The sequence below is a fragment of the Natronorubrum sp. A-ect3 genome (assembly GCF_041821125.1).
Classification (GTDB): domain Archaea; phylum Halobacteriota; class Halobacteria; order Halobacteriales; family Natrialbaceae; genus Natronorubrum; species Natronorubrum bangense.
The window spans coordinates 381,368-407,771 of sequence record NZ_JBGUBB010000002.1 but is presented as its reverse complement, the minus strand read 5'-3'; the positions used below and the strand labels follow the sequence as shown (position 1 = coordinate 407,771).

The following is a 26,404-nucleotide window of genomic DNA, read 5'->3' as shown; positions in this document are numbered from 1 at the left end:
CGGACAGCGCGACGGCGACTCGAGAAGGTGGGGTGTTCGGCCGAGTCGACGGACTTCCTATAGTTACACCGACACGATCGTAAACACGCGACGCCGCCGAGAGACGGGTACAGAAAGCCGTCTCAGCCGAGGTACGCCGTCGCGTCCATCTCGACGCGGACGTCCTCAGGGAGCCGCGAGACCTCAACGCAGACGCGGGCCGGCGGTTCGTCGCCGAACTGCGCGCCGTAGGCCTCGTTGACCCGTTCGTAGTCCTCGAGATCCGTCAGATAGACCGTCACCTTGACGACGTCCGCGAGGCCGTCGCCGCCAGCCTCGGAGACGACAGCGGCGATGTTCTCGAGCACTCGCTCGGTCTGGGCCTCGATCTCGCCGTCGACAGCCTCGCCGGTGTCGGGATCGACGGGACCGTAGCCGGAGACGTGGAGGGTGTCGCCGGCGCGGACGCCCTGTGAGTAGGGGTTGTCGGTGCTCGGTGCGCCGTCGGTCTCGATGGGGGTGGGGTCGGACATACTGACTCGAGCGACCGGCTCAGGCGGTCTGTTTCACGTCCTCAGTCACGTGCTCGATTGCCTCCACGACGATGTCGAGTGCTGTCTCCGCCAGGTCGTGTGTGAGCACGAGCGGTGGCAGGAACCGCAGGACGTTGCCGTGTCGACCGGCCGTCCAGATCAGGACGCCGCGTTCGAAACAGTACTGCTGGATGGCGTCGACGACGTCGCCGTCCGGAGCGCCGTGTTCGTCGACGAACTCGGCGCCGATGAACAGGCCCTTGCCGCGGATGTCTGCGAGGCGGTCCGTCTCGTCGGCGGCCTCGCGGAGTCGGCCCTGAATGTACTCACCCAGCTCGCGGGCGTGGGCGAGCAGGTCGTGTTCCTGGATGTACTCGATGGCGCGGGTGCCGGCACGCATGCCGACGACGTGGCCGCGGTAGGTGCCAGCGTGATCGCCCGAGCCCCAGGTGTCGAGGTCCTCGTGATACATCGTCGCCGACAGCGGGAAGCCAACGCCGCCCAGCGCCTTCGCGGAGGTCATCACGTCCGGTGTGACACCTTCCCAGTCGCTGGCCCACCACTCACCGGTGCGGCCGAGACCGCTCTGGATCTCGTCGAAGACGAGCACGATATCGTTCTCGTCGGCGATGTCGCGCAGTCCCTGCAAGAAGCCCTTTGGTGGGGTGACGATGCCGCCTTCACCCTGGATCGGCTCGACGAAGATTCCGGCCGGATTTGCGAGGCCGCCGTATGGGTCCTCGACGATCGCTTTGACCTCCTCGAGTGCGTGGTCGACGGCCTCCTGAGATGTCTTGTCCTGTCGGAACGGATGTGGGTACGGCGCGTGGACGACGTCAGAAAGCAGCGGCGTGTAGTGGCCCTTGAACTTCTTGTTCGAGGTGACGCTCATCGCGCCGGTCGTCGCGCCGTGGTAGGCCCCGCGGAAGGCGATGAGTCCGTCGCCGCCCGTGTTGTATTTGGCGAGTTTGATCGAAGCCTCGATCGCGTCGCTCCCCGTCGGACCGCCGAAGACGACCCGGTTGTTCCCCTGCAGCCCCGCCGGCGCGATCTCGTCGAGTTTCTCGATGAGTTCGAGGCGCGCTTCCGTCGGGAAGTCGACCGTGTGGACGAACTTGTCAGCCTGCTCGTGGACCGCCTCGAGCACATAGGGGTTCGAGTGACCGACGTTGAGCACGCCGATCCCTGCGAAGAGGTCGATGTACGTGTTGCCGTCGGCGTCACGAACCGTCGCGCCTTTCCCCTCCTCGAACGCGATCGGAATGTCGCCGGGATAGGCGACCGCGCTGCTGTCGATATTTTCCTGTTTCTCGAGTAGCGCGCGGGTGTTCGGGCCAGGAACGTTGTCGACAGCCGGTGCGTCCTCGTAATGCAGCTCTTCGATCGGTGGTCCTGCGGTCATACATCACCCCAGGTGAAACAGGTATTAATATTTTGTCCACAGTATTCATGCAGGCCATACACAGATTTCGAATATCAGTGTGAGCGCGAGCCAGTGGCTCCGTTGGATAGACAGCGAGACGGCGATGGTGGTACCCAGCTGTCGCTCCCGGACCGTGGACCGATCGCTCGAACTGGACGATGACACGAGTCGCAATCGGTCCCGGACGAACGCATCACCTCGAGAGACGTACAAACTCCCTTACGATTGGCTGGCGAACAGGTCAGTATGATCCCGCCGATCGCGACCCGCTTTGTCGCCGGGGAATCCCCGGCACAGGCACTCGATCACGTCCGACAGCTCAACGGCCAAAACGTCACGGCGATCGTCAATCTGCTTGGCGAACACTACGAGGATCGCCCACCGGTCCGCTCTGACGCCGCGGAGTATCGGGCGCTGGCCGGCGATATCGCGCGCTCGAACCTCGAGGCCTGCATCTCGGTCAAACCCTCACAGCTCGGGCTGGATATTAGCGAGGACGTGTTCCGCGAAGAGCTTGCCGCCGTCGTCGACGCGGCAGCCGACCACGGCGTCTTCGTCTGGATCGACATGGAAGATCACACGACGACGGACACGACCCTCGACGCGTTCGAGGAGCTCGCCTCCGAGTACGGCGACGGCGAGCAGTATCAGGTCGGTGTCTGCGTGCAGGCGAACCTCAGACGGACCCGTGACGATGTCGAACGGCTCGCAGACGTCCCTGGCAAAGTCCGCTTCGTCAAAGGTGCCTACGACGAGCCGGCCGCCGTCGCCTACCAGGATTCAGACCGGGTCAATCGGGAGTACAAAGCCCTCCTCGAGTACGCGTTCGAACAGTACGACGGCGGGATCGGTGTCGGCAGTCACGACCCAGCGATGATCGACCACGCGATCGAACTCCACGACGAGTACGGCACCGACTTCGAGTTCCAGCTGCTCATGGGGGTCCGCGAATCTGCCCAGTTCGACCTCGCCGAGGAGTACCCCGTCTACCAGTACGTCCCCTACGGCGACCGCTGGAAATCGTACTTCTACCGTCGGATAACCGAACGGAAAGCAAATCTGTGGTTCGCCCTCCGAGCGATCGTCGGGCGGTGAAGGGAAGGGCTCATTAGCCCCTAGTGAGAGTTTCTGTACATGGCTTCGTGGAAGCGAGATTTCGCAAGTGGGCTGATCGTCCTCGGCCCAATTCTCGTCACTCTCTACGTCATCTACTGGCTCTATGGACTCATCGCCGGGATGACGCCCGGGCTGATTCTCGAGGCCGAAGCTCTCGAGTCGCTCATCCCTGGCGATAACGAGCAGGCCCAGCAAACTCGCGAGCAACTTGCACAGTTCCTCCGCGTCGTGGTCGCACTGACCGTCTTCGTTATCCTCACGTTTTCTGTCGGCTATCTCATGCGAACGACCGTCGGCGGCCTCGTCGAACGGCTCGTCGACAACATCGCAAACCGCGTCCCCGTCATGCGAGTCGTCTACAACGCCTCGAAGATGGCCGCCGAAACGGCCTTCGGCGAACAGGAATCGCTCCAGAAACCCGTCAAACTCGAGACCTGGAACGGGCTCCGGATGACGGCGTTCAAAACCGGTAAAATGACTGATGACGGCCGTGAGGTGTTGTTCTTGCCGACGTCACCGAACATCACGACCGGATTTGTCATCGAAGTTAAATCCGACCGCATCACCGAACTCGACGAGGACGTCGAAGACGCCCTGACCCGCGTGCTGAGCGCCGGATTCGGTGACGCAAACCGAAACCGCGGCATGGAGGCCGGCGTCTCGATCGATGTCGTCGATGAGGCGAAAGCCGAACGCATCGACGACCGAAACGCCGAGAAGGCCGACGACGACTGACGACACGAACTCCGTGTCAGCAACAAAACAGTTATGCGCCAGCGAATGTTCGTTCTGAGGTGTCAATGTTCCCGCCGCCGTTCTCACGAGATTCGATCGTTACAGACGATATGAACCCGCTCACGCAGGCGTATCGTGATGTCGTCATCTACGACGGGGCCGACGCAGACGAGGAGCTGTATGCCGGACCGATCGTCGTCCACGCAAACGGCTGGATCGAACTCGAGGGCGATCGACTGCTCTCACCGAGTGCGATCCACCACATCGACATCTACGACGACGTCACCGAACCCGGAGCCGAGAGCACCGACGACGAACGAACTGACGGTGACGATCGGACCAACCGGTTCAGTCCTCGCTAATCGGCTCTCGAGTCCACGCTCAAACACGCAACAACAGTGTAAGCGACGATACGACCGTGTTCGGGGCAGAATCCGTTATATGCCCTGGCTCATCAGGTGACTGCGCAACACGTCACCTTCCTTGTTCCCCGAGGCCGTGTTGACGATGACAACGGTCTCATCGCCGTCGAACGCGTCGCGCTCGGCGAGTTCCCACACGCCGCTTGCGGCCGCCGCCGCGCTCGGGGCCATCTCGAGGCCGGTATGCTGGGCGACCTGCACCGCCGCCTCGAGAATATCCCGGTCCGCAGTCGCGACGGCGCCGCCATCCGTCTCGGAAAGCGCCTCGAGCACCCGCCGACTCGCCGGCGGGTCCGCGATCTCGAGTTCGCCACAGATGGTATCGGGCGTCTCGACCGGCTCGTGAACGTCGCGATCGTTCTCGAAGGCGTCGACGATCGGCGCACAGCCTTCGGCCTGCGTGGCGTACAGCGCCGGCGACTCGTCGATCAGTCCGAGCTCCTGCAGCTCCGTCGCAGCCTTGTACGCGCCGACAAGACCGACACCGACACCCGTCGGGTAGGCGACAATGTCGGGCACCGACCACTCGAGTCTCTCGATGATTTCGTAGAGGGTCGTCTTCGCGCCCTCGTGGCGATACGGCGTGACGAACGACTGGACCGAGTACCAGTCGTCGTGTTCGGCCAGTCCCTCCTCGTAGGCCCCGACAGCGTCATCGAAACGCCCACCGACGACGTTCATCTCGCCGCCGTGGACGTTGACCATCGCCTTGTTCGTGAAACTCGAGCGCGACGGGACGTAGGTGTGTGACTCGAGGCCAGCCCGGCCTGCGTAAGCGGCCGCGGACTGGCCGCTGTTGCCTGTCGAGGCGAGGACGACGTCAGTCGCGCCGTGCTGACTGGCCGCTGTCAGCGCCAGCGACTGGCCGCGGTCCGCCGTCGACCCCGTCGGGTTCCGGCCGTCGTCTTTGATCAGCAGACGCTCGACGCCCAGCTCGTCGGCCAGATTCGGGCAGTCGACCAGCGCCGTTGCCCCTTCGTCGCTCGTCACTGCCGACTCTCGCGTGAACGGGAGCAGTTCCGCATAGCGCCACTGCGAGTCGAACGGTCGCGACTCGAGGGCCTCGCGGTCGAGGTCGATCGCATCGTAGTCGTAGCTCGGATCGAGCATCCCGCCGCAGGCGGGACACTGGTGTGGTTCGTCCGCAGCGTCGTAGGTCGCCGCACAATCGACACACTCGAGACCGACAAAGGCGTCCGTCGTCTCCATACGCACGTGTTCGTGGCCCAAGACAAATGACTGTCCATCGGCGGTTTCACGTCGTCGCACAAACTGTCGGCACGATTAGTGACAGCTGCAGTTGGGACTCGAGGTGAAGAAAGCAGAAGCGAAAACCGCAGTCTCAGGAATCAGTTGTCGCCGGTTTTCGACTGCCACTCGTAGCTGCGTCGTTTGGCCGATTTACCGAAGCCACACGACGAGCAGACTTTCTTCTTGGTGTGGTAGGACTTCTCTCCGCAGCGACGACATTTGGTGTGTGTCGTCTTGTTCTTCTTTCCTTGGCTCGGGGTTCCTGCGCCAGTCATGGAGTGATCGAAACGACGTTATCGCCGCGTATAATGGTTGTGTCTTCGGCCGGCGACTCTGATTCGACTTCGTCCCCGATGGGGATTGTGACGTCCTCGAGCACGAGATTCATATGCTGATCGTAGCCAGCGAGATCGCCGACGTACTCGTCGCCACTCTTGAGTCGTACCGAAACACGTTCACCAAGCGACGCCTCGAGGACATCCAGCGGTCGTCCACTCATACGAAAGAGCGCAGGTGATGGACACTTAATCGTACCGGTCCTGTATCCATCTGGTACCGACTGTGATGGGTAGAAGTACCGTCCCAACGGAATTAATGTATCGTAGTCACCGAACGTCACTGCACATCTGATCGCACGACAGCTGTGCGATGCGTGTGGAAGTCGTTGCAGTTGGTACTATCCTGTTGCCTCTCGCTCTCAGAACCCGAACCCAACGGCTAAGTGGACACTCGTGGGACATCCGGTTATGGGAGAAAAGAAGTTTACCTTCATCGAGTTGCATCTTGACGGCGACACCCAGTTTGGACCACGAACGCTCGACGAGCCGCTTCCGTTCGGCGACAGCGAGGAGTCATCCGACCTCGAGGCCGAAACTGACGAGGACGAAGCTGCCACGACTGACGACAGCTCCGGCGGAAAAGCCGTGGGTGCCATCGTCGCACTCGTCGTCCTCGTCGGCATCGCCGCCGCTGCCAAGAAGTTCCGCGGCGACGACGACGAGCCAGACCTCGAGACAGAAGAAGAGCCCGACGTCATCGTCAACTAACCTGACCGAACGCTTTTGCGCCTGCTTCCCGTATCTGCATTCGTGAATCTCTATCGTAGCGCCCAGGCCGTTGCCGGGGCGTCCGGTGACGATATGATCGACTGGCAGTCGGCTGCCGACGCTGCGAAAGCAGCGACCGAGCCGGGGTCGCTCGATGTTCCAGCCGCCGAGCGCGAGGCCTACGCGCGTGACGTCCGAGAGGCGCGAGACGCCATCCGAACGGTCTCGGGTGCCGAGTTCGACGTTCCCGACACTATCGAGATCCAGAACCGTCACCACTGGATCGACGCCAACATCGCGACGTTCGAACGCGTCATGGGCACCCTCGAGAGTCAGGTCCAGACCGGCACGTTCCCCGGTGTTGCCCGAACAGTCAATACGGGGACGATGACCGTCCTGCTCGCGTTTCTCGGTCGAAACGTGCTGGGCCAGTACGATCCGCTCTTGCTCGCCGAGACGCCCGCCGACGATCACGCGCTGTATTTCGTTCGGCCGAACATCTTGAACGCCGCCGAGAAACTCGACGTCGACGCCGACCGGTTCCGGCGCTGGATCGCCTTCCACGAGGTAACCCATGCCGCCGAGTTCGGCGCTGCACCCTGGTTGTCCGACCACCTCGAGACCCGTATGGAAGACGGCATCGCAGCGCTCTCGGACGGCTCGTTCAACCGGGCATCGTTCCGCGAACTCGATGCAGCGATGACCGTCGTCGAGGGGTACGCCGAACTCCTCATGGACCACGCCTTCGACGATGAGTACGCCGACCTGCGTCGAAAACTCGACGAACGCAGACAGGGTCGCGGCCCGCTCCAGCAACTGTTCCGACGGCTGCTCGGACTCGGCCTCAAGGAACGACAGTACAAACGCGGGAAGAACTTCTTCGAAGATGTCGTTAGCGCACGCGACCTCGAGACGGCGAGTCTTGTCTGGGAGGGACCAGCATATCTCCCGACACACGACGAACTCGACGAGCCCGAGCTATGGCTCCGGCGTGTCGACCGTTGAGCGTATCTGGCGACCGGCACCGTTTGCGCCGGCACAGCAGTCAACGTGTGAGCTACTAGTCGACAATCCAGCGAAGATACCAGAGCAACGCGCCGCCAGCGATGAGGCCACCGACCATCATCAGCCCGATCACGGCCAGTGATGCCCCACCCTGGAGTGCCATCATCCCACCCGAAAGACCGACGAGCAAGACGAATCCGGCCTCGATCCAGGCTGATGGCCGGGTCAACTCACTTCCGGACGACGTCGTTCTGGGGTCGCGCCCAGGCCCACGTCTCATAGCTCGTGGGCCGCGCTGACATGCATCGTCGCGAACAGCCACTCGTGTGCGTCGACGGCTGCCTCGCTTCTTGCTGTCTCGACGAGTGTGCCGCTCCAGCGCGTCTCGAAGCGCCGTCGGTCGTTGTCTTCGGTGTCCGTCCAGGCCATCGTCACCTCGTCGGCGAACGTAGCACTGCCGTTGCGTTCCGTGACGACCAGGTGCTCGCTCTCGAGGGTCCATTCCTCAGTCGTCGCCGTCTGTTCTCGTAACGCCTCGCTGATGGCCTCGAATCCGTACAGCGACTCGCTGATCCCGAATTTGACAGTCGATTCGTCCTCGAGAAAGTATGGTGACAGCGGCTCACCGGACTGGAGTGTGTCGTAGTAGTCACGGACGACGGTTTCTGCACGGTCGCTCATATCATCACCAGTCGGTATCCGCCTGCAAAGACACACCGGTCGCAAACGCAGGCTGAACGCTGCAGCCACCGTCGCTCACATGAAGCCACGATCGACTTCGTCGGTCTCGATCAAGTCATCGAGTTCCGCGTTTAGCAGGTCGTCGGCTTCCTCGAACTGCTCGGAAAGCCCGTCGAGTTCGTCGGGCCGGTCGTACTGGTCGTAGGCCATCGGACCGAACGCGGGGCTCTCGAGAGCTTCCATGACATCGTCGAACAGATCCTGTGGACGCGTCGGCGCGTCCGCATGGGTCTCGAGGACGGTCTCGAGTCGCTTGCCGACGGTTTCGGCCTGGTCCGCATCTTCGGGTGGCGACTGCACGGCAAAGCGCCCGCCCTCGTCCTGTTGGGGGAGAAATGAGCCGATTTCGTCATCGAGACTGCGAGCAACCCGCGTGCCGACGCCGCGCACCTCGAACGGGTTCTTTGCGTAGGTCTTCAGGAAGAAGACCCCGGCCGCTGGATGCGCGAGGTACATGTCTTCGCCGACGCCGCCGGCACGATCACCGGCGACAGCACGCCAATCCTCCGGCTCGACGTTCCGCTCGGTGACGTCCTCGAGTATGTCTTTCCACTCGCGAATCCGCATACGTAGTGGTTGTGAGGCAGGCAGAATGAACGTATCGGTCGCGACGATCGACCCTGCCAGTCGATTCGAAACAGGCCCCCGCACCCGATCGGGTCGAAGCAAAAAGGCTACCCCGACTCCGCCGACAGAACGAGTAACTGACGCTTGTCCATGTCTGTCCGCCAGTCACTCTCGCTCGTCGAACTGTTTCGTGCAACGCCTGTCAAAAGCAGCCTGCTCGCACTCGGCCCGCTTGCACTTGCCGTCGGACAGCTCGGAAATAGCTATCTCAACGGCGTCTCGTTCGCAGTCTCGAGTCCGTTCGCCGTCGTCATGGTCGCGTTTGCCGTCGTGGCGATTCGCCATCACGCCGCCGAACACCGGCTCCGACGGCTCGAGGACGGACTCGAGCCGGAGTTCGGTCCGGCCCGCTAGGCGGGCTCGAACCGCTTACACCCGTTCCTCGTCGCCGACGTCACCGGCCCCGCTCGTTGGTTCCCGATCACGGTCGTCCCTGCTCGAGTCACTCATAACGGGCGGTGATCCGTTTCATTCGGGCAAAAACGTCGGCGGCTGTTCCACCTCGAGACGAGGTCCGACGCGAGTAATCCGGGCTTACGACGCGTCGCTTGAGCGGATTCGGCCGCTGATCCGGTCTCGAGTCCGCGAAAGACGGCGGTCAACAGAGCAAGAGTAATGAGAAGGAGTAATCGATAGTCGGCTAATGAGCGATTGTCTCGTCTATGAGGCCTCGGTCCTCTTTGCAGTTATTACGGGGACGAGTGCGACGCTCCTCTCGTTGCTTCTGTGGTCCGTCTTCCGTCGTACGCCGATCGGAACGCTCGTTTTTGCGCTCCTGGTGGTGATGTCACTGTTTACTGTCCAGAACGGCCTCGTCTTGCTCGTCGGCTGTGACGTTCCGCTCGTACGGCTTCTCAAGAGCGGGGTCAACACGAGCGTCCTCGTCCTCGTGTCGCTGCTCTTCCTGACGCTTCACGACTTCGGGGGAGAGTCGTGACTGACCACTCAATGCTTGTGGCGTACGATCTATTCGTCGGGGTACTGGCCAGCCTTGTCCTCTGCATCCTCCTGTATCGGAACCGGGTCCAGCTTCGCACCCGGCCATCGATAGCCGTCTCGTTCGTCGGACTGTTTCTCTTTGTCATCGGCGATCCGCTCGTGCAGCTGACGTATCGCCCGGCGATTCACTTCGTCCACGGGGTGGCTGCGCTGCTCGTCGCATACGGGCTCTACGATCCGATGCACAACCGTCTCCGGCGGACGGAGTGGTCGGTCTTTCTCTGTGCCGATCCGAGCGCGGTTCGGTCGCCACCGGAGTGGATGACGCCGATGGACGGACACATCCTTCGAACGCTCGAGACCGCAGGACTGGTTCTCACGCCGTCGCTGATCGCCCGAAACATCGATCGGAGTCGGGGAGCAGTCAACCGCCGCTTAAACGAGTTAGCCGAGCACGAACTCGTCGAGCGGGTCGACCGTGGCAAGTACGAGATTACGGACCGCGGGAGACGGTATCTCGAGGGTGAGACGATTGAGGACGGTGACTGATACGGACCGACCGGTCGTACCACGCGTCGATCGTCCCGACGTCTGACGATCGGACGGAGCTCGACACCCGACGAATCGATCATGAACTGTTTCTAACGGTTTTACCACGTGAAAGAGTTCCCGTCGTGCCGTAGTGTGAAGGCGACGCTCCCGGCGGACGATCGCTCGGTCAGTCGTGTCGGTCGGCCGAAATACCGGGTCTCGGACGGCCGTTCAGCGGGTTACGGATTCGTGATGGAGGCCAATCTCAGTTACTACGACTGAACTCACGGAATGCATTGATTCTATCGTAGATATAATAAATACCGCAGCGACCCCTTCGTCGGCTATGATGCAGGCTCGCGTACTTCCGTCGGCTATGATGCAGGCTCGCGTACTTTCGCCGACCGTCGATCAGCAAGCGCTGCTCGACTCGGCGGAGAGGTGATGAGAGATGCGATACACACACGGGGTGGTCCACACCGGCGGCTCGGCTGCGGGCATACTCGACGACTGGCTTCCGTCCGACGCCAGCGTACAGTACGCAACCGACGGCGTGGCGATCGCGGCAGCGCCACGGGTACACCGGGCCTCGAACGGTCCCCACGCGGCCAGCAATGGATCGATCTGCTGCTGGGTGATCGGCGACGTGTACGGAGCCGACTCGAGCGACGGAACGCGACCCGGACAGTACGAGCCTCGTCCCACCGGTGTCGATCCCGCACAGTACTGCCTGTCGCGGTACGAACGCGAAGGGATCGACTTCGTCGGCGAACTCAACGGGAACTTCACGCTGCTCTTGTACGACGCGGAACGCGACCGACTCTCGTTGTGTACCGATCGACTCGGCACGGTACCGGTCTACTGGACGCGGCCAGATGACGAGACGCTCGTCTTTTCGACGAACGTCCAGGCGCTCCCGTTTCATCCGGCAGTTGACACTGCCTTCTCCCCGGCGTACCTCCACGAGTATCTCGCCTTTCGCCGAACGTTCGGGGTGACGACGCCGTTCGAGAAAATCGAGAAACTCGAGCCGGGGACGATCACGACGCTTTCGCTCGCCGAGGGCGACCTGACGACCGACCAGTACTGGCGGCCGCGATACTGCCCGCGCGATGAGTCGTTCGAGTGGTTTGTCGACGAGTTCACGCGTCGGTTCCGGACGGTCGTCGAGGAGTGGACGCGAGACGGTCGCGACTACGGCGTGTTGCTCTCCGGGGGCAGCGACTCCAGGCTCGTACTGGCTGGCCTCGAGGACGCGACAGCGTTTCATATGAACGATTGGATGAACCGCGAGGCCCGCATCGCGGAACGGGTCGCGCTTACAGCTGACGCCGAGTTCGAACTGCTCGAGCGGGGGCCACAGTACCGGATCAACGCGCTCGAGCGCAACCGGTGGGCGGGCTCGTTCAACGGCTGGTTCACGCAGCCGTACACGACCGGTTTCGAAGACGAACTCACGGACCGGATCGACGGACTCCTGTCGGGGCTGTACGCCGACTCGCTGTTCGACGGGTTCGGAATCCCGTCCCCGACGACGTCGCTCGGCCCGCTGGGATCGGTGACGCTGCCGGTCGAGCGGTCGGTCGAGACGGTCGACGACTACATCGATCTCCTGCTCGAGCGGGCCCACGACGATCTCGAAACCCCGACCGACCTCCGGACGGTGCTCGAGGAGAACATCTACCGCGAGGGCGATCGGATCGTCCATCACGGCGTCACCTACGACTCGCTCGAGGAAGTCGTCTACTACGGCGATCTGTATCCGTTGTCGAACGACGACGACATGCGATTTCACACCGCCCTCCGGCAGACCCTTCCGTATCGAACGCCGTTTCTCGACGACCGACTCGTCGACCTTTCGTTGTCGATGCCGATCCGGTACCGGCTCCGACGGAACCTCGTCAACCGGGCCGTCGAGCGACTGTCCCCCGAGTTGGCGGCGATCCCACACGCGAGCACCGGCGTTTCGCTCTCGCGGTCGTTCCCGGCCGCGTACGCCGGCGAACACGCGATGGAGTGCTGGCAGAAGTACGTCTCGCCCCGGTCGCCGCCGGAGCCGTATCTGACCGACGGCCCGTGGCTTGACGACGCAGAACTGCTTCGCTCGTTCGGGTTCGCGACCGACATCCTCGAGGCGAAGGGCGGTCTCGCCGACGCGCTCCCCGGTCCGGACGCCGACGCGATACGCGAGTTGTACCGGACCCACTGTCGCGGCGAAGACCGTGTCGGCGAGCTTTATACGCTGTTGACAGTCCTGACGATGCCCGCGACGGCGTGTGTACTCGAGGACGATTCGACGATGCGACACGATCACACGCCCGGTCCGTTCGAGCGGTGTCTCCAACCGACGGTGATCGATCTTGACTGACAACCGCGACGCCGTCGTCGTCACCGCATCGCGATATCCACACGGGTACGCGACCGTCAGATCGCTCGGTCACCGCGACGTCCATACGATCGCCGCGGTCGACGACGAGTCTCTGAGCGTCACCGCTTCCCGGTACTGCGACGAGTCGGTGCTGGTCTCACCGCCGAGCGATCTCCCGGCGTACAGGGACGCGCTGTTGGGCCTGGCCGCCCGGCCGGACGTTCGGACGATCGTCCCCCACCGGCCACACGACCCGTACGTCCTCGCGAAGTACGCCGACGAGTTCGAGCGCCACGTCGACGTCGTCGTCCCGAATCTCGAGACGCTGCAATCGGTTCACGACCGAAAGCAACTCGCGGAGGCTGCAAAGCAGGCCGATGTGGCGATCCCGGACACCCAACTGCTCGGCGACGTCGACGACTGGAGCGGCGACAGAGTCGTCAAGTCCCGGTACAACCTGCTCACCGATACGTACCTCGAGGAGTTCACGTTCGAGGACTCGACGATCGCCAAGTCGGTCGAACACGTACCGGCGGGCGAGACGCCGGACGTCGACATGCTCCAGGCGGAGATGGGCCACGAACCGATCGTCCAGGAGTACGTCGAGGGCGAGGAGTACCTCTTCGGGGCGCTGTACGACCACGGAGAAGCGCTCGGCACGTTCCAGCACCGCCAGCTTCGCGGCGACTCCTACACCGGCAGCGGGGGCGTCTTCCGGGAGTCGGTCGACATTCCGGAACTCGAGGACGCCGGCCGGGCGATCCTTGACGAACTCGAGTGGCACGGCCTCGCCTGTATCGAGTACGTCCGAGACACGAAAACCGGCGAGTTCTCGATCATCGAGATCAACCCGCGGATGTGGCAGTCGCTCGCGTGTGCGACTCGCGCCGGTGCGGACTTCCCGGCCTGGTACTGGCTGGCGGCCACCGGTCGGTCCGACCTGATCGAACCCGGCTACGACGTCGGCGTCGGCACCCACTACCTGTACGGCGAACTCGAGCATCTGGTAAGTGTCATTCGCGAGGACTCTCCGTTCGTCGAACGGCCCCCGCTGCCGGGGCGGGCGGCCGAGATTATCGGCTCGTGTGTTACGACGCCGCAGTTCGATTACGGCCATCTGGACGACCCGCGCCCGATCCTCCGACAGGTCAGGACCGAACTCGAGGGGGCGGTGACGAGACGGTTCGGCTCGGGGAGCAACTAACAGGTGGACGGCGCGTGGACGGACGACCGATAGCGTTTTTGAGGACTCGTCCGTGACAAACAGTCGTGTACGTACGCGGAACCGTCGCGGATGAGGTTGAGGTGCGGACGGTGTCGACGAGCTACGGCGAGAGCGACCTCGCTGAAGTGCCGTTGCGGATGGCAGGCGACGGCGATAACGGCACAGCGTCACAAACGGTGGCGCGTCCTCAAGACGACACGGAGACGGACCTCGCAGCTGGCCACGAGACCACGACGGTAACCCTCTGGAACAAGTGGGCTGAGTCGGCTGACTATCTCGAGCCGGGAATGGAGGTGCTCGTTACCAACGCCAAAAAAGAAGAGTATCAGGGCGAGACCCAGTATGCGACGACGGGCGACTCCTACGTCGTCGTCGAGCCGAGTTTTCTGGTGAACGTGACGGCGATCCGCAACTGGGTGGAGTGTCCCCGACTCTACTATCTGAACAAACTGTCGGGTGTGCCGCTGAACTATCCCGTCGTCAAAGGGACCCTGGTCCACGAAGTCTTTGGCGACCTGCTTCGTGGCCGCGACCTCGAGGAATCGATCGCCGCCCGCGTCGACGAACGCGGCCTCGAACTCGGCTTGCTCGGCGAGACGTCCGAGGCTGTCGCCGAGGAGGTTCGGGAGAACGCCACAGCGATCGAAGGGTGGCTCGAGCAGGGTCGGTTAACCGAAGAAGACAGCTGGCGCTCCGAGCAGTTGCTCATCAGCGAGACGTTCGGCATTCGCGGGCGGGCCGACGCCATCCGACGCGGCGCGCCGGTCGAACTCAAGACGGGCAAAAACCTGAAAAAAGAGCCGCGGTTCAAAGACAAGGTGCAGGCGGCCTGTTATGCGCTCTTGCTCGAAGAACACGGCGGCGACGTCGACCTCGGGACGCTGCTCTACACGAAAAACTCGGCGCTGGATCGCAACGAGGAAACGGGCGATCTCACCCCGGCAAAGGAGTTCACGATGGGCGATGGGCTGTTGAAGTTCGTCGTCCGCCAGCGCAACGAACTCGCGGCGATGGAGATCGCCGGCGACATCCCGACCGGCTACGAGGGGTCGGCCAAGTGTGAGTACTGTTTCGAACAGGACACCTGCATGGTCGTCTCGGGCCGGCTCGATCAGGAGTCGAAAGCCGGCCAGATCGCGACGCCGCTACCCGAGGAGGAACGCGAGTACTTCGATCGGTTCTATCGGGCGATCGAAGAAGAACGCCGGGAGGTCCACCACGAGTACGCCAAACTCTGGGAACAGGACGCCCAGGAGCGCGCCGACGACGATCGGGCGCTGATCGACCTCGAGTTTATCGAGAAACGCCCACTCGAGGGCGGTCGCTGGGAGCTTCGCGCCCGCCGGACGAGCAGCGCGAACTCGAAGATACGGGAAGGCGACTTCGTCTTGGCGAGCGACGGCCATCCAGTCCGGGGGAGTTCGGAACTCGCAACCATCGAACGGTTGGACGATGTGGTCGTCCTGACGGCCGACGAGCCGGTCGAGGTCACGCGGCTCGACGTCTACCCCTCCGAACTGACGACCGACCGGCTGCTGGTCGCGATGCACGACGCGTTGCTCAAAGGCGACGAGCGTCGCAAGGATATCCTGTTCGGGCGAGCCACGCCCGAGTTCGAGGAGAGCGGTGCGTCGGAGACGCACCGAAACAGAGCCGGTGAAACCGGCGGCGTCGACGAGACGTTCATCGACAACAACGCCGCCCAGAACGAGGCCGTAACGAAAGCCGTCGGCGCGCGAGACTGTGCCCTGATTCACGGGCCGCCGGGCACCGGGAAGACCTACACCATTGCCCGTGCCATTCGCGCGATGGTCGAACGCGGTGAGCGCGTCCTGCTCTCTGCGTTTACGAACCGAGCCGTCGACAACGCTCTCGAGGCCTTGCTCGAGCAACTCGAAGACGGCGTTGGGTCGCAGACGCAACGATCTGGAGACGGCGAAGGCGTCTCCGTCGTCCGCGTCGGCTCCGAAAGCGGCATCCGCGAGGATATGGAGCCGTATCGCCTCGAGCGCTCGGGGGACCCGGAAGACCGCGTCGCCGAACTCCAGAACGCACAGGTCGTCGCCGCGACGACGGCGACCTGTGGCTCTCGAGTGATGAAAGAGCAGGCGTTCGACGTCGCACTGGTCGACGAGGCCGCCCAGCTCACGGAGCCAGGCACCTGCGCGGCGATCAATCTCGCCGAGCGATTCGTCCTCGTCGGCGATCACGAACAGCTGCCGCCAGTCGTCCGCGCCGAAAACGACCTCACGGAGTCGCTGTTCGAACGCCTCATCGATTGCCATCCCGAGGCTGGGGTCATGCTCGACCGCCAGTACCGGATGAACCAGCGCATTCAGGCCTTCGCCTCGAGGGAGTTCTACGACGGCGAGCTCCGACCCGCCGAACCCGAGGTCGCCGGACGAACCTTGAACGATCTCGAGGGCGTTGCCAGGGATGCACTCCCCCCAGCACTGCAGGACCCAGTCACGTTCGTCGACGTCGAGGGCGACGGCGGGCAGTACACCGACAGTGAGGAGGCAGCGCGGATCGCCGACCTGATCGAGCAGTATGAGGCGGCAGGCCTCGAGCGATCCGAAATCGGCGTTATCGCTCCCTTCCGGGCGCAGGTCTCCGAACTCTCGAGACACGTGCCCGACGACGTCACCGTCGATACGGTCGACCGTTTTCAGGGCTCGAGTCAGGAGGTCATCATTATCTCTTTTACTGCGACGGGAACGCTCGAGGGACCCATCTTCGAGGATTACCGACGCATCAACGTCGCGCTGACCCGACCGAAACGCGCGCTCGTGCTCGTCGGCGATCCGGCGGCGCTTTCGTCCGATCCGGTCTATGCGCGAATGCTCGAGTGGGCGCGGACGTAGCCCGACACAGGAGTGTTTGTTCCTTCGACGAGTTGGCAACAGGTTTATAGCTTGCTTCGAAAGCCGTCACAATGACAGAATCATCGAGACGACGACTGCTCGCCGTCACTGCGGGCGTCATCGCCACAGCAGGTGCCGGCTGTCTGGACGAGTCATCCGTCGAACCCGACGAGTCGAGCGAAGACGACACCGACGGCGACGACTCGAATGCACTCGCCAACGCAGTGACGGCCGACGCAACTGTGGAGTATCCCGCGTTCGTCGACGACGACGTGCGCGTCACGGACGACGGGCAAGAGATCGAGTATTCGGGTTCCGAGTCGGCGTTCGTCCTCGCTGCACAGTTCAAGGGTGCGGACGCGACGGCCGACGAACTCCGTGTCAGCCGTGATCTCGACAGTGACGTCCCGACGGCCTACATCGCCCCAGTCATGGATAGCGACAGCGTGACGTATCACGTCTTTGCGAACGGGCCGTTCGTCGATCATGCCGACTGGACGCTCGTCGAGCTCGTGGACAACACCCCCACTGACGAGCGTCAGGCGTCGTTCGACGACCTGCAGGCCGGCGTGTTCCACCTCGAGACGAGTGCCGACGTCGACGGCCTCGTCGTCGTCGACAGCGGCCAGGATGCACTCGAGGCAGGGACGGCGACGCTTGTCGGCATTCGCCGACCGGAAGCCGATACCGAAACGGAGAGTGTTCCACAGGTCGCGTTCGATATCGAACGGCTGGACGACGAGGCAACCGTCGAACTCACCCACACGGGCGGTGACCACCTCGAGGGCGACGCCGTCGTCGTCGAGGTCGACGGCGACCGACACGAAAATTCGTTCGGCGTCGAGACGGTAACCGCAGGCGAGACGGCCACGATCGAGGACGTGCCAACCGGAGCGGAACTGACGGTGATCTACGACGACGGCGAGACTGCCATCGTCATGACTACGGCGAAGATCGAGTGAGTTTCTCGCGTTCGCTCGTGTCGGCCGCGGGTCCGGATCGACGGCGGTCGGCGTCGCCTCGAGAGCCGGCCCGACGCGACGGCGACGGGATACGCTTATATAGAGTTACCTGACAGTCAGTACCCGTGATGAGACTCGAAGCGGAGAGTGAACTCGTTCGCGAGGCGGTGTCTGCGGAGTATGCGGAGTTCGTGATCGCAATTACCGAACTCGGCGGCGTCACGGCGCTGATGGGGATCCTTGCGCTGTTGTTCTGGTGGGGCGATCGACGACAGAGCGCGCTCGTGATCAGCTACGCGATCGCCGGCCTCGCGGTGATGCTCGCGTTGAAAACAGCGCTCGCACTCCCGCGTCCGCCGGAAGACGCCATGCTGGTCGCCCTCGAGAGTGAACGCGAGGGCTACGGCTTCCCGAGCGGTCACGCGTTCGCGGCGACGGTCGTCTATGGCGGTCTGCTCTCGGTATCCAACCGATCTCGAGAGGCGTGGGCCGTCGCCGGCGTCGGGGCGCTCGTCATCGCCATCTCGCTCTCGAGAGTCGTCCTCGGGGTCCACTACCTCGGTGATGTGATCGTCGGCGCACTGTTGGGCGTCGGCTTCGTCGTCGCGATGAACCGACTCACTCGCGGTGTACCGGCAGTCGGATTCGCGATCGCAATCGTCCTCGCGGTGCCCGCCCTCGCCATCACTGGCGGCCGCGAGGACACTATCCTTGCCGTTGGCGGGGCGCTCGGCGGCCTGCTGACTGCCGGTCGAATCAACGGGCTCCCAGCCCTGCGCTCGAGACTCGAGGGCGTCGCCCTCGCCGCTGTCGGTGGCGGCGGCGTCGTGGCGCTCCAACTTGCCGAATCGGCCGTCAGCGCCACACTCGCGCTCGGCGCACTCTACGCTGCTCTCGTCGCGTGGATCATCGTCGTTCCCGCGGTCGTCGGCCACGTCGGTTCGGCGGTGGTCGACCGTCGCTCGGGTCGTTACGCCGAGGAGTAGTCGACACTCCCTTCGTCCTCGCTCATTCGAATCCAGTACAGCCGAGTGTACGGTACGTGGACGAAGCCCGCGTTCTCGAGTCTGATTCGAACGCCCTGTACCTTCCCCGAGTCCGTGATATGCTCGGCGTCGACCGCTTCCTCGGCGGTGCCGTCGGGTGTCTCGTACGCGATTGTCGCCATACCACGACAACCACTATCATGAGGGAAACACTCGTGCAGGCGAATTCGCGCAGGGTCCGGTCTCGGAACGTGGAAGACGGCCGGGGATTTACCGCTGTCGGCGGTGAGGACTCGCTATGCTCGACTCGCTTCACCCGCGTCGGCCCGGCGTTCGGGTCGTGGTCTGGGTCGTCGTCGCGATCGCGCTGACGTCAATCGTGACCGGCGTCGCGGCGATTCTCACGGCTCCCGCTGTCGAGGCGGCCGGCGTCCTCGGGACGCTGCAGGCGGTCACGGAGTTCAGCGGCACCATCATCGGCTTCGCCCTGCTCGTCACCGCGTGGGGAATGCGACGGGGGTACCGAATCGCGTTCGCCGCCGCTGTCGTCCTTATTGGGCTGTCGGCGGCTCACGGTATCGTCCAGTACCGGCTGCTCTCGGTGCCGCTCGTTGTCCTCTCTGTCGGCGGCCTCGTCGTTCTCGTGGCCACGAGCGGGCGGTTCGGTCGCTCGAGTCATCTCACTGCAACGCAGATCGGCGCACTGCTGGCGCTCGTCGGCGTGTTCTGTTACGGCACTGCCGGTGCGTACGCGCTCCGCGGAGAGTTCGACGGCGTTGACGGCGTCGTCGACGCGGTCTACTTCACTGTCGTCACCGCGAGTACAGTCGGCTACGGCGACATCCACGCAGCCACCGATTCGGGACGCCTCTTTGCCATCTCGCTGGCGATCCTTGGGCCCGCGACCATCGCCGCGGCCGCCGGCAGCCTGTTCCAGCCCGCACTCGAGGCCCACCTCGAGCGAACTGGTCGACGCGCGATGACGACGACCGACACCAGCGCTGCCGGCGGCAGCGAGGATGGAGACACACCACAGGTCGCCGTCCTCGACGGCGACGCGACGCTCGCACCCGTACTCGAGGGGCTTGCAAAACACGCGTCGGTCACGGTCCTCACGAACGAAGACGCAGTGTCGAGCCTGCCCGACGATGTCAACAGGTTCGTCGGCGAGGTGACAGACGGCGACACGCTCGAGCGAGCGGGCCTCGAGCGGTGTCGTGCAGTGCTCGTTTCGGCTGCTGGAACCGATGCCGGCGACGCCATCGCTGCCACCCAGTCGTACACCGACGCCAAAATCGTGGCCGTTGCTACAGCCGACTCGAGCGACCCGTTCGTTCGTCTCGGGGCGGACATCGTCGTCGCGCCCGACCCGGTCCTCATCGAGACGGTCATCGACGCGGTGCTGGCAGCCAGCAGTCCCGACGGTCAGTCCTCGGCGTCGGCCGCCTCCCAGAGCGGGTAAAGGTCGTCCTCGATCGGGTCGGTTATCGACTCACCGTCGAGGATCAGTTCGAACGCACCCGCTTGGACCGTGCCGATTTCGGCCCCTTCAAGGCCTGCCTCGGCGAGCGACTCGAGACAGTCATCGACGGCCTCGCTCGGCACGGTCGCGAGCAACGCCCCGGAGCCGAAAATTCGCAACGGATCGACGTCGGCCGCCGCACATAGCTGCTGGGTCTCCTCGCGAATCGGCACCGCGTCGCGATCGATCTCGAGGCGAACGTCCGAAGCGCGGGCGATCTCGAGCGCACCGGCGGCGACGCCGCCTTCAGTGGGATCGTGCATCGCCGTGGCATACTCGCGGATCGCGCGGCCGTCGGCGACGATACTGATCTCATCGACAAACCCCGCAGCGCGCTCGCAGGTGGCGTCGTCGACGCCGAGGTCATCGCCGAAGTCGGACGCGAGGATCGCGGTGCCCTCGAGCCCGGCAGCTTTCGTCAGGATGACGCTGTCGCCTGGTTCAGCGCCGTGTGTCGGGACGAACGACTCGGCCATCCCCATCGCCGTCAGCGAGAGCAGCGGGCGCTCGAGTTGGTCGACGTACTCCGTGTGGCCGCCGACGATCGACGCGCCGATATCTCGAGCGGCCACGTCGAGGTCGCGCGTGATCGCCTCGAGTGGTGCGTCCTCGTCGGGAAGCATGATGACGGCCGTCAGCCAGCGCGGGTCTGCACCCGAGGCAGCGACGTCGTTGCAGGCGACGCGGACGGCGAGCGTGCCGACCTGCGAGGCCGCAAGCGAGATTGGATCGGAGCTGACGACGAGTGTCTCGTCGCTTCCGGGGACTGCGATTCCAGCGGCGTCCTCGCCGTCTGCGGGTCCCTGTAGTACTGTCTCGTCGTCGGCAGCCGTTCCCGTCCGGCCGAAGACGTGGTCGAGCAAGTCGTCCGGGCTCACCTTGCCGGGCATACCACGAACTGAGGGGATTGGGGGTTTGTAGCTGTCGGGGTCGACTCGAGCGCACTAAAGACACACCGCGGCCGACGTCGTTCGACCGCCGGTGCTCAGTCGGCTCCCGGTGCCACTGCATCCATCGTCTGTCGAACCTCGGCTTCTGTCGCGCCACGTGGGAAACTGACGGCGATCGCGTCGATCCCGTCGACGGCCTCGTAGCGCTCGAGGCTCTCACGAGCCGATTCGGGGTCGCCCACGGCACAGAGATCAGAGAGGAGGTCGTCTCCAAGGCACTCGAGTGCACGCTCGCGCTCGCCTGCCTGCCAGGCGTCGTGGATCTCCGTGGCCTCGTCGTAGCCCTGTCGCTCGAGTGCGTCGCGGTAGAACGTGCCCATGCCGCCGACGTAGAAGGCGACGTGCTGGCGCGCGAGTTCGCGGGCGCGGTCAGTGTCGTCCAGCACACAGCAGGTCACGCCAGTCGTCACGTGAACGTCCTCGGGGCTGCGCTCGCCCAGTTCGGCCCCGCGTTCGATGTCCTCGAGGCGGTCGCGGACGCCGTCGGGGGTGAGCATGATCCCGTGCCAGCCGTCGGCAAAGCGGCCGGCGAGTTCGACGGCCTTCGGTCCCATGCCGGTCACTTCGATCGGCGGGGTCGGCTCCGGTGGCGCACAGCGCAGCCGAAAGCCCGCGAGGTCGAACTCGTCGCCGTCGTAGTCGACGGCCTCGCCCGAGAGCACCTGCCGAACGATGTCGACGGTCTCGCGGGTGCGCTTGAGCGGGTTGCCGTACGCTAAACCGTGCCAGTTCTCGATGACGGCGGGGCCGCTCGGGCCGAGTCCAAGTCGGAACCGGCCGTCGGAGACCTCCTGTAACGTTGCTGCCGTCTGGCCCAACAGCGCTGGCGACCGTGAGTAGGTGTTGAGGATGCTCGAGCCGATCGCAATTTCGTCGGTGCGTTCGGCCATCGCCGTCAGGACGGTGACGGCGTCGCGGCCCCACGTCTCGGGGAGCCATGCGCAGTCGTAGCCGCCGGCTTCCGCCCGCTGGGTGTAGTCGACGATCGAGTCGACGGTCGGTTGGGCGGCGACCGGCAGGTGGACGTCTCGGTCGGTCATCGCTTTCGATCCTCCGAACTCCGTGTGACAACCCGAGACATCGTCGTCTCGGCGTCGAGGCGTGGCTGTGGTACCATTGGTCGTTTCACTCGCCAGTATGGGTGGTTCGCTGATAAAAACGAGGACGCTGCCGAAACGTCATGAGCGACGACTCCCGGTTGATCACTGTTCGTCTCGGAGGTCTTTGTAGATCTGCGGATCCGTCTGGAACTTCAACACGTTGTGAACCGCGGAGTTCCGGATGTTTGCAATCACGCCGCCGTGTTCTTTGTAACAGCTGTGGATCCACTTCGAAATCTGCTCACGACTGCGAAACATCATGACCGTTTTCCACTGGTACTCGCCATCCGAGAGGAAGAAAAACAACGTGTGCTTGTCGTTTTTGATATGCTCCATTGCGTCTCGCCAGTTGTCTTCGAACTGTTGGGTGTTGAACTTGAACTCGAACAGCGCGAACGTGTAATACTCCTCGTTTGGAATAATGGCCTCCCGGAACACACCCTCATCGCGCATCCGTCGAATCGACTCGCTGACCGTAACGTGTGAGACGTCGATATCGTACTCCGACTCGAGGACGTTCGTCAGTTCCCGCGAAGACAGCTGTGGGTCGCTCGAGAGCTCACAGAGGATAGCAATATCACGGTCCTTGAAGTCCCAGTTTGGTTGTTCGGCATCAGTCATAGTTGTGTACCGTTCTGTGGTTCAGTGATGTGTATCTGTTCAATCCACGAGTTCAGTCAGTCGGTCCCTACTGATCGCGACAGCGGCTGGCTCACCGCCAGCGTACACCGGAATGCTGCAAACCATCCAACTATCTGTCCGAACTATGGATTTCGAGCCACTACTGCGGAGTTATATTGAATGGTATCTATGAGTTGTGGAAGCGCTGTCCCGGGGTGTCGCCTTAGTTGTCGTCTGTGCTGGCCCGCAGTCCCTGCAGCGACTCATCGCCGATTTTCTCGAGGACGTGTTCGTGAAACGCCTGCAACGCGGCGCTTTCGTCTTCGGCAAGGACGACATCGCTGGCCGACAGCGTCGCCAGCCCGAACGCCCGCGGCGTCGGCGAATCGAGCAATGTTCGAGAAACCTCGAGATCGCCGGTTTCGATGTCGCCGACGACCGCCTCTATTTCGTCGACGTTGAGTTTGTCCTCGAGAACCTCTCGATACGTTTCCTCGATAACGGCGAAGTTCTCGAGATCCTCCGCGAAGCCGAGTAACATCTCACTCGAGACCTGCTGTTCGCTCGCCGATTTCTCGTAGCCCTTGTAGCGTTTGAGGATCATCAGCGCTCGCGTCGCGTTGATGCGGAAATATCGCTGGAGGAGGTCAGTTCCCGAAATCGATCGTCGGAGATCGTCGCGGACGTCGTCGGCCTCGAGGTCGTCGATGAGTCCCTCGAGATCGACCTTGCGATTCAACGGCATCGAGAGGACGAAGCCATTGTCAGCGACGGCGACACGGACGTTGGTGGTCGCCTGCTGGGCGCAGTGGTAGGCAAACAGCCGCGAGAGGCCGTCGTTGACTTTGCGGCCGTACGCCGAGTGGACGTAGTAGTGGCGTTCGTACTCCTCGCGGTCGCGGACGACCTCGATCGCGAGCCGGTCGTGGGTGCTTACACTCTCGAGGCCGGCGTACTGGAGTTGGTGGTCGAACAGTCGGGCGATCGCGCGCACGCTGTCGTCGTCCAGCGGGAACTCTCGCAGCCAGGCCCGAACGCGGGGTGGCCCGCCAGTCTCGTAGTGGTCGAGCAGGGCAGCCTGGAACGTGAGGATCTCTCGGCCGAGATCGACCGACAGCGGTAGCCGTTCGGAGTACCACGAAGGGACAGTCGGGCGGGCGCTCGTGCGATCGACGTACACTTTCGAGCCCCGTCGGTAGCGATACTCGAAGTGGTCGCCGCCGAGGACGAACACGTCGCCTTTCTCGAGCGTATCGAGGTAGTTCTCGTCCAGTTGGCCGGCCCACTCGTCGCTCGCGCGGGTGTAGACATCACAGGTGAACGAGTCGGGGATCGTCCCGATGTTGGTCATGTAGATCACCCGCGCCAGCCGGCCGCGTTTGCCGATCAGGGACTCGCCGACGGGAAACGCCTCGTGGTGGTGCTCGCCGTCGGGTGGATCGTTCTCGTCGCGCCAGATCTTCGCGTAGACGTTTCGATCCTCGAGGCCGGCGTACTCGGCGGTGAGATACCGCATCAGCGACTCATACTCCGTCTCGGCGTAGTCCCGGTAGGGGTAGGCCCGCTTCAAAATCGCCTTCAGGTCGGCCTCCGGGCGGATTTCGGCGATTGCCATCCCGTAGACGTGCTGGGCGGCGACGTCCTGGGCGTTTTGGGGGATCGACACCGAGTCGACGAACCCGTCGTCGGCTTTTTTGAGCATGACCGCACACTCGAGCAGTTCGTCCCGATCCAAGGCGATCACCCGGCCAGTGACGGTCTGGCCGACGCGATGACCCGCGCGGCCGACTCGCTGGAGCAACGCGGCGACGCTTTTCGGCGAGCCGACCTGGACCACCATATCGACGTGGGGCATGTCGATCCCTAACTCGAGGCTGGTCGAGGTCGTGACGACGTCGATGTCGCCGTCTTTCAGCCGCGTCTCGATATCCTGACGAACGTCTTTCGAAAGGCTGCCGTGATGACAGCCGGAGTTGGCCTCGTCGTAGGCGTCAAAGCGTTCACGGAGGGTGTGCAAGACGCGTTCGGCACCCGAACGCGTGTTTGTGAAGACGAGTGTGTTCGTGTGGGCCTGAATGTGCTCGTGAAGCTGTCGATAGAATCGCTCCTGGACGACCTCGCGGGAGGTGTTAATCAGATCGTCGGTCGGACACTCGAGTTCGATGTCGAACTCGCGAGCGAAACGAGCGTCGACGATCTCGTACGGACGAGCGTCACCGCCCGGCGTCTCCTGCCCGACCAGAAATTCGGCTACCTGCGAGAGTGGGTCGATCGTCGCCGAACAGCCGATTCGCGTGATGTCGCCCTCGGTCATCGCCTCGAGTCGCTCGAGGCTAACCGACAGGTGGGTGCCGCGTTTGCCGTCCGCTAACGAATGGATCTCGTCGACGATGACGTACTCGACGGTGCGCAGTTTCTCGCGGAACTTCGGCGAGTTCAGCAAAATCGCGAGCGTTTCAGGTGTCGTGTTGAGGATATGAGGAGTCTCCTCGAGCATCTTCTGACGGTCACTCGAGGACGTATCGCCGTGGCGAATCGCGTGGCGGATCTCGCCCATCGCTCGGTCGTCGTCTCGGCTCGCGACGATGTCTTCGATCCCCTCGAGAGGGACCTCGAGGTTTCGGTGGATGTCGTTGGCGAGTGATTTCAGCGGCGAGATGTAGAGACAGTAGACGGCGTTCTCGAGACCATCATCCGTGTCCCGATCCGCTGCGTAGAGAGTGTTCAGTATCGACGTAAAGCTCGCAAGGGTCTTGCCACTCCCCGTCGGCGCACAGATCAGCGTATTCGTTCCCTCGTGGATCTTCGGGATCGCACCCCGCTGTGGCGGTGTGAAAAAGCCGCTATTCTCGGGAACGTACTCGCCGAAGGCCTCGAGCCACCACTCCTGGACTGCGGGCTCGAGCAGCTCGAAAACGTCGCGGTCCTCGATCGTGACCGCGTCGGGATCGAACGGCAACTCGGCGTCGGAATCCAGCACCGATGGGCGCACACTCCCGTCCATTGTCGTCGTCTGGGGGATGGGTATGTAAGAGGGTTTGCCCACCGGAGCGAAAGTGAACCGTGCGTCGTCGGTCAGAGGACCGCTGTCGCGATCGCGACGATGACGAACACATGCCAGACGAGTACGGCGGCTCTGGCACCCGTCGACGGGAGCGGCGGGTTGCGAAAGAGCGCATCGTAGACGAACAGCGTTGCAAACACCGCCCCACCGGCAAGTCCAATTTCGAACGCGACGGATGTGGCAACACCGATCGCCAACCCGAACGCGAGGCTCCCGGCGATGGCGAGCAGGAGTTTGTCGTAGTACTCGAGCGATGGCACTGTGCTAGAAGAATGTAGAGCGTCCATCATCGAAAACCCCTCGCCGATTCCGGGGCGATAGGAAACCGATCAGGCGTGGGATGAGCCAGTACCAACGCGCTCGAGCAGAGCAGTTGCCGGAAGCGACGCGACCG

28 protein-coding genes are annotated in these 26,404 nt (G+C 63.3%); 14 read left to right on the top strand and 14 right to left on the bottom strand.

Going from position 1 to position 26,404, the window contains the following annotated elements; genetic code table 11:
• Nucleotides 1–122: 122 nt before the first annotated feature.
• The gene (locus tag ACERJA_RS08670; RefSeq protein ID WP_373607806.1) at nt 123–512 is read right to left on the bottom strand and encodes a Rid family detoxifying hydrolase; all 390 of its coding nucleotides are present in this window, start codon (nt 510–512) and stop codon (nt 123–125) included.
• A gap of 19 nt (nt 513–531) precedes the next feature.
• Nucleotides 532–1,914, bottom strand: coding sequence for an aspartate aminotransferase family protein (locus tag ACERJA_RS08665; RefSeq protein WP_373607805.1), 1,383 nt, complete (start codon nt 1,912–1,914; stop codon nt 532–534).
• Nucleotides 1,915–2,181: 267 nt separating this feature from the next.
• On the opposite strand from ACERJA_RS08665, the gene ACERJA_RS08660 reads away from it, so the two are divergent.
• The 3 genes from ACERJA_RS08660 to ACERJA_RS08650 all read left to right on the top strand — a co-directional run bounded on the left by ACERJA_RS08660 (nt 2,182) and on the right by ACERJA_RS08650 (nt 4,148).
• Nucleotides 2,182–3,030, top strand: a complete 849-nt coding sequence (locus ACERJA_RS08660) for a proline dehydrogenase family protein (protein ID WP_373607804.1) — start codon at nt 2,182–2,184, stop codon at nt 3,028–3,030.
• Nucleotides 3,031–3,069: 39 nt separating this feature from the next.
• The gene (locus tag ACERJA_RS08655; RefSeq protein WP_373607803.1) at nt 3,070–3,786 is read left to right on the top strand and encodes a DUF502 domain-containing protein; all 717 of its coding nucleotides are present in this window, start codon (nt 3,070–3,072) and stop codon (nt 3,784–3,786) included.
• A gap of 65 nt (nt 3,787–3,851) precedes the next feature.
• Nucleotides 3,852–4,148, top strand: coding sequence for a hypothetical protein (locus tag ACERJA_RS08650; RefSeq protein ID WP_373608468.1), 297 nt, complete (start codon nt 3,852–3,854; stop codon nt 4,146–4,148).
• 75 nt (nt 4,149–4,223) lie between these two features.
• On the opposite strand, the gene ACERJA_RS08645 is transcribed toward ACERJA_RS08650, so the two are convergent.
• The 3 genes from ACERJA_RS08645 to ACERJA_RS08635 all read right to left on the bottom strand — a co-directional run bounded on the left by ACERJA_RS08645 (nt 4,224) and on the right by ACERJA_RS08635 (nt 5,958).
• The gene (locus ACERJA_RS08645; RefSeq protein WP_373607802.1) at nt 4,224–5,417 is read right to left on the bottom strand and encodes a threonine synthase; all 1,194 of its coding nucleotides are present in this window, start codon (nt 5,415–5,417) and stop codon (nt 4,224–4,226) included.
• 140 nt (nt 5,418–5,557) lie between these two features.
• Nucleotides 5,558–5,734, bottom strand: a complete 177-nt coding sequence (locus tag ACERJA_RS08640; protein ID WP_006064639.1) for a 50S ribosomal protein L37e — start codon at nt 5,732–5,734, stop codon at nt 5,558–5,560.
• Complete coding sequence (locus tag ACERJA_RS08635; RefSeq protein ID WP_076609089.1) at nt 5,731–5,958, bottom strand: LSM domain-containing protein; 228 nt, start codon at nt 5,956–5,958, stop codon at nt 5,731–5,733. Before ACERJA_RS08635 ends, ACERJA_RS08640 begins: the two co-directional genes overlap by 4 nt.
• Before the next feature lie 247 nt (nt 5,959–6,205).
• On the opposite strand from ACERJA_RS08635, the gene ACERJA_RS08630 reads away from it, so the two are divergent.
• A complete protein-coding gene (locus ACERJA_RS08630; RefSeq protein ID WP_373607801.1) occupies nt 6,206–6,505 on the top strand; it encodes a hypothetical protein in 300 nt (99 codons plus the stop codon).
• A 42-nt stretch (nt 6,506–6,547) separates the two neighbouring features.
• The gene (locus ACERJA_RS08625; RefSeq protein WP_373607800.1) at nt 6,548–7,510 is read left to right on the top strand and encodes a zinc-dependent metalloprotease; all 963 of its coding nucleotides are present in this window, start codon (nt 6,548–6,550) and stop codon (nt 7,508–7,510) included.
• Nucleotides 7,511–7,565: 55 nt separating this feature from the next.
• Here ACERJA_RS08625 and ACERJA_RS08620 read toward each other — a convergent pair whose 3' ends face one another.
• The 3 genes from ACERJA_RS08620 to ACERJA_RS08610 form a co-directional block, all read right to left on the bottom strand.
• Nucleotides 7,566–7,790 carry a hypothetical protein gene (locus ACERJA_RS08620; protein ID WP_373607799.1) on the bottom strand — a complete coding sequence of 75 codons (225 nt, stop codon included), beginning with the start codon at nt 7,788–7,790 and terminating at the stop codon, nt 7,566–7,568.
• Nucleotides 7,787–8,191 (bottom strand): nuclear transport factor 2 family protein, encoded by a 405-nt coding sequence (locus ACERJA_RS08615; RefSeq protein ID WP_373607798.1) that lies wholly within the window; start codon nt 8,189–8,191, stop codon nt 7,787–7,789. Before ACERJA_RS08615 ends, ACERJA_RS08620 begins: the two co-directional genes overlap by 4 nt.
• Before the next feature lie 75 nt (nt 8,192–8,266).
• On the bottom strand, nt 8,267–8,818 hold the full coding sequence (locus ACERJA_RS08610) for a hypothetical protein (RefSeq protein WP_373607797.1): 552 nt from the start codon (nt 8,816–8,818) through the stop codon (nt 8,267–8,269).
• Nucleotides 8,819–8,968: 150 nt separating this feature from the next.
• On the opposite strand from ACERJA_RS08610, the gene ACERJA_RS08605 reads away from it, so the two are divergent.
• The 8 genes from ACERJA_RS08605 (at nt 8,969) to ACERJA_RS08570 (ending at nt 18,753) form a co-directional block, all read left to right on the top strand.
• On the top strand, nt 8,969–9,232 hold the full coding sequence (locus ACERJA_RS08605; RefSeq protein WP_373607796.1) for a hypothetical protein: 264 nt from the start codon (nt 8,969–8,971) through the stop codon (nt 9,230–9,232).
• Nucleotides 9,233–9,521: 289 nt separating this feature from the next.
• A complete protein-coding gene (locus ACERJA_RS08600; RefSeq protein WP_006064647.1) occupies nt 9,522–9,815 on the top strand; it encodes a hypothetical protein in 294 nt (97 codons plus the stop codon).
• Entirely contained in the window at nt 9,812–10,366 is a 555-nt protein-coding gene (locus ACERJA_RS08595) for a MarR family transcriptional regulator (RefSeq protein ID WP_373607795.1), read from the top strand. The genes ACERJA_RS08600 and ACERJA_RS08595 overlap by 4 nt, the downstream gene beginning before the upstream one ends.
• Before the next feature lie 433 nt (nt 10,367–10,799).
• Nucleotides 10,800–12,716 (top strand): asparagine synthase-related protein, encoded by a 1,917-nt coding sequence (locus ACERJA_RS08590; protein ID WP_373607794.1) that lies wholly within the window; start codon nt 10,800–10,802, stop codon nt 12,714–12,716.
• Nucleotides 12,709–13,920: an ATP-grasp domain-containing protein gene (locus ACERJA_RS08585; protein ID WP_373607793.1), complete on the top strand. Its 1,212-nt coding sequence runs from the start codon at nt 12,709–12,711 to the stop codon at nt 13,918–13,920. The genes ACERJA_RS08590 and ACERJA_RS08585 overlap by 8 nt, the downstream gene beginning before the upstream one ends.
• A gap of 65 nt (nt 13,921–13,985) precedes the next feature.
• A complete protein-coding gene (locus ACERJA_RS08580) occupies nt 13,986–16,805 on the top strand; it encodes an AAA domain-containing protein (RefSeq protein ID WP_373607792.1) in 2,820 nt (939 codons plus the stop codon).
• A 71-nt stretch (nt 16,806–16,876) separates the two neighbouring features.
• Entirely contained in the window at nt 16,877–17,767 is an 891-nt protein-coding gene (locus ACERJA_RS08575; RefSeq protein ID WP_373607791.1) for a hypothetical protein, read from the top strand.
• Nucleotides 17,768–17,895: 128 nt separating this feature from the next.
• A complete protein-coding gene (locus ACERJA_RS08570) occupies nt 17,896–18,753 on the top strand; it encodes a phosphatase PAP2 family protein (RefSeq protein ID WP_373607790.1) in 858 nt (285 codons plus the stop codon).
• Here the strand turns inward: ACERJA_RS08570 and ACERJA_RS08565 are convergent.
• Nucleotides 18,738–18,935, bottom strand: a complete 198-nt coding sequence (locus tag ACERJA_RS08565; RefSeq protein ID WP_373607789.1) for a hypothetical protein — start codon at nt 18,933–18,935, stop codon at nt 18,738–18,740. The genes ACERJA_RS08570 and ACERJA_RS08565 overlap by 16 nt on opposite strands.
• 116 nt (nt 18,936–19,051) lie before the next feature.
• Between ACERJA_RS08565 and ACERJA_RS08560 the strand changes: the two genes are divergently transcribed.
• Nucleotides 19,052–20,215, top strand: coding sequence for an ion channel (locus ACERJA_RS08560; RefSeq protein ID WP_373607788.1), 1,164 nt, complete (start codon nt 19,052–19,054; stop codon nt 20,213–20,215).
• On the opposite strand, the gene ACERJA_RS08555 is transcribed toward ACERJA_RS08560, so the two are convergent.
• The 5 genes from ACERJA_RS08555 to ACERJA_RS08535 form a co-directional block, all read right to left on the bottom strand.
• Nucleotides 20,179–21,165 carry an AIR synthase family protein gene (locus tag ACERJA_RS08555; protein ID WP_373607787.1) on the bottom strand — a complete coding sequence of 329 codons (987 nt, stop codon included), beginning with the start codon at nt 21,163–21,165 and terminating at the stop codon, nt 20,179–20,181. The two genes, ACERJA_RS08560 and ACERJA_RS08555, sit on opposite strands and share 37 nt — an antisense overlap.
• 95 nt (nt 21,166–21,260) lie before the next feature.
• A complete protein-coding gene (locus tag ACERJA_RS08550) occupies nt 21,261–22,265 on the bottom strand; it encodes a TIGR04024 family LLM class F420-dependent oxidoreductase (RefSeq protein WP_373607786.1) in 1,005 nt (334 codons plus the stop codon).
• A gap of 162 nt (nt 22,266–22,427) precedes the next feature.
• Nucleotides 22,428–22,946, bottom strand: a complete 519-nt coding sequence (locus ACERJA_RS08545; RefSeq protein ID WP_373607785.1) for a winged helix-turn-helix domain-containing protein — start codon at nt 22,944–22,946, stop codon at nt 22,428–22,430.
• 223 nt (nt 22,947–23,169) lie between these two features.
• The gene (locus ACERJA_RS08540) at nt 23,170–25,950 is read right to left on the bottom strand and encodes an ATP-dependent helicase (RefSeq protein WP_373607784.1); all 2,781 of its coding nucleotides are present in this window, start codon (nt 25,948–25,950) and stop codon (nt 23,170–23,172) included.
• Between the two features lie 71 nt (nt 25,951–26,021).
• Nucleotides 26,022–26,270 (bottom strand): hypothetical protein, encoded by a 249-nt coding sequence (locus tag ACERJA_RS08535; RefSeq protein WP_373607783.1) that lies wholly within the window; start codon nt 26,268–26,270, stop codon nt 26,022–26,024.
• Nucleotides 26,271–26,404 lie beyond the last annotated feature (134 nt).

What these genes read in the sequence shown, in the direction of transcription:
- ACERJA_RS08670 (WP_373607806.1), bottom strand. Translation starts at nt 512, where the DNA reads ATGTCCGACCCCACCCCCATCGAGACCGACGGCGCACCGAGCACCGAC.
- ACERJA_RS08665 (WP_373607805.1), bottom strand. Translation starts at nt 1,914, where the DNA reads ATGACCGCAGGACCACCGATCGAAGAGCTGCATTACGAGGACGCACCG.
- ACERJA_RS08660 (WP_373607804.1), top strand. Translation starts at nt 2,182, where the DNA reads ATGATCCCGCCGATCGCGACCCGCTTTGTCGCCGGGGAATCCCCGGCA.
- ACERJA_RS08655 (WP_373607803.1), top strand. Translation starts at nt 3,070, where the DNA reads ATGGCTTCGTGGAAGCGAGATTTCGCAAGTGGGCTGATCGTCCTCGGC.
- ACERJA_RS08650 (WP_373608468.1), top strand. Translation starts at nt 3,852, where the DNA reads ATGTTCCCGCCGCCGTTCTCACGAGATTCGATCGTTACAGACGATATG.
- ACERJA_RS08645 (WP_373607802.1), bottom strand. Translation starts at nt 5,417, where the DNA reads ATGGAGACGACGGACGCCTTTGTCGGTCTCGAGTGTGTCGATTGTGCG.
- ACERJA_RS08640 (WP_006064639.1), bottom strand. Translation starts at nt 5,734, where the DNA reads ATGACTGGCGCAGGAACCCCGAGCCAAGGAAAGAAGAACAAGACGACA.
- ACERJA_RS08635 (WP_076609089.1), bottom strand. Translation starts at nt 5,958, where the DNA reads ATGAGTGGACGACCGCTGGATGTCCTCGAGGCGTCGCTTGGTGAACGT.
- ACERJA_RS08630 (WP_373607801.1), top strand. Translation starts at nt 6,206, where the DNA reads ATGGGAGAAAAGAAGTTTACCTTCATCGAGTTGCATCTTGACGGCGAC.
- ACERJA_RS08620 (WP_373607799.1), bottom strand. Translation starts at nt 7,790, where the DNA reads ATGAGACGTGGGCCTGGGCGCGACCCCAGAACGACGTCGTCCGGAAGT.
- ACERJA_RS08615 (WP_373607798.1), bottom strand. Translation starts at nt 8,191, where the DNA reads ATGAGCGACCGTGCAGAAACCGTCGTCCGTGACTACTACGACACACTC.
- ACERJA_RS08610 (WP_373607797.1), bottom strand. Translation starts at nt 8,818, where the DNA reads ATGCGGATTCGCGAGTGGAAAGACATACTCGAGGACGTCACCGAGCGG.
- ACERJA_RS08605 (WP_373607796.1), top strand. Translation starts at nt 8,969, where the DNA reads ATGTCTGTCCGCCAGTCACTCTCGCTCGTCGAACTGTTTCGTGCAACG.
- ACERJA_RS08600 (WP_006064647.1), top strand. Translation starts at nt 9,522, where the DNA reads ATGAGCGATTGTCTCGTCTATGAGGCCTCGGTCCTCTTTGCAGTTATT.
- ACERJA_RS08590 (WP_373607794.1), top strand. Translation starts at nt 10,800, where the DNA reads ATGCGATACACACACGGGGTGGTCCACACCGGCGGCTCGGCTGCGGGC.
- ACERJA_RS08575 (WP_373607791.1), top strand. Translation starts at nt 16,877, where the DNA reads ATGACAGAATCATCGAGACGACGACTGCTCGCCGTCACTGCGGGCGTC.
- ACERJA_RS08570 (WP_373607790.1), top strand. Translation starts at nt 17,896, where the DNA reads ATGAGACTCGAAGCGGAGAGTGAACTCGTTCGCGAGGCGGTGTCTGCG.
- ACERJA_RS08565 (WP_373607789.1), bottom strand. Translation starts at nt 18,935, where the DNA reads ATGGCGACAATCGCGTACGAGACACCCGACGGCACCGCCGAGGAAGCG.
- ACERJA_RS08560 (WP_373607788.1), top strand. Translation starts at nt 19,052, where the DNA reads ATGCTCGACTCGCTTCACCCGCGTCGGCCCGGCGTTCGGGTCGTGGTC.
- ACERJA_RS08555 (WP_373607787.1), bottom strand. Translation starts at nt 21,165, where the DNA reads ATGCCCGGCAAGGTGAGCCCGGACGACTTGCTCGACCACGTCTTCGGC.
- ACERJA_RS08550 (WP_373607786.1), bottom strand. Translation starts at nt 22,265, where the DNA reads ATGACCGACCGAGACGTCCACCTGCCGGTCGCCGCCCAACCGACCGTC.
- ACERJA_RS08545 (WP_373607785.1), bottom strand. Translation starts at nt 22,946, where the DNA reads ATGACTGATGCCGAACAACCAAACTGGGACTTCAAGGACCGTGATATT.
- ACERJA_RS08540 (WP_373607784.1), bottom strand. Translation starts at nt 25,950, where the DNA reads ATGGACGGGAGTGTGCGCCCATCGGTGCTGGATTCCGACGCCGAGTTG.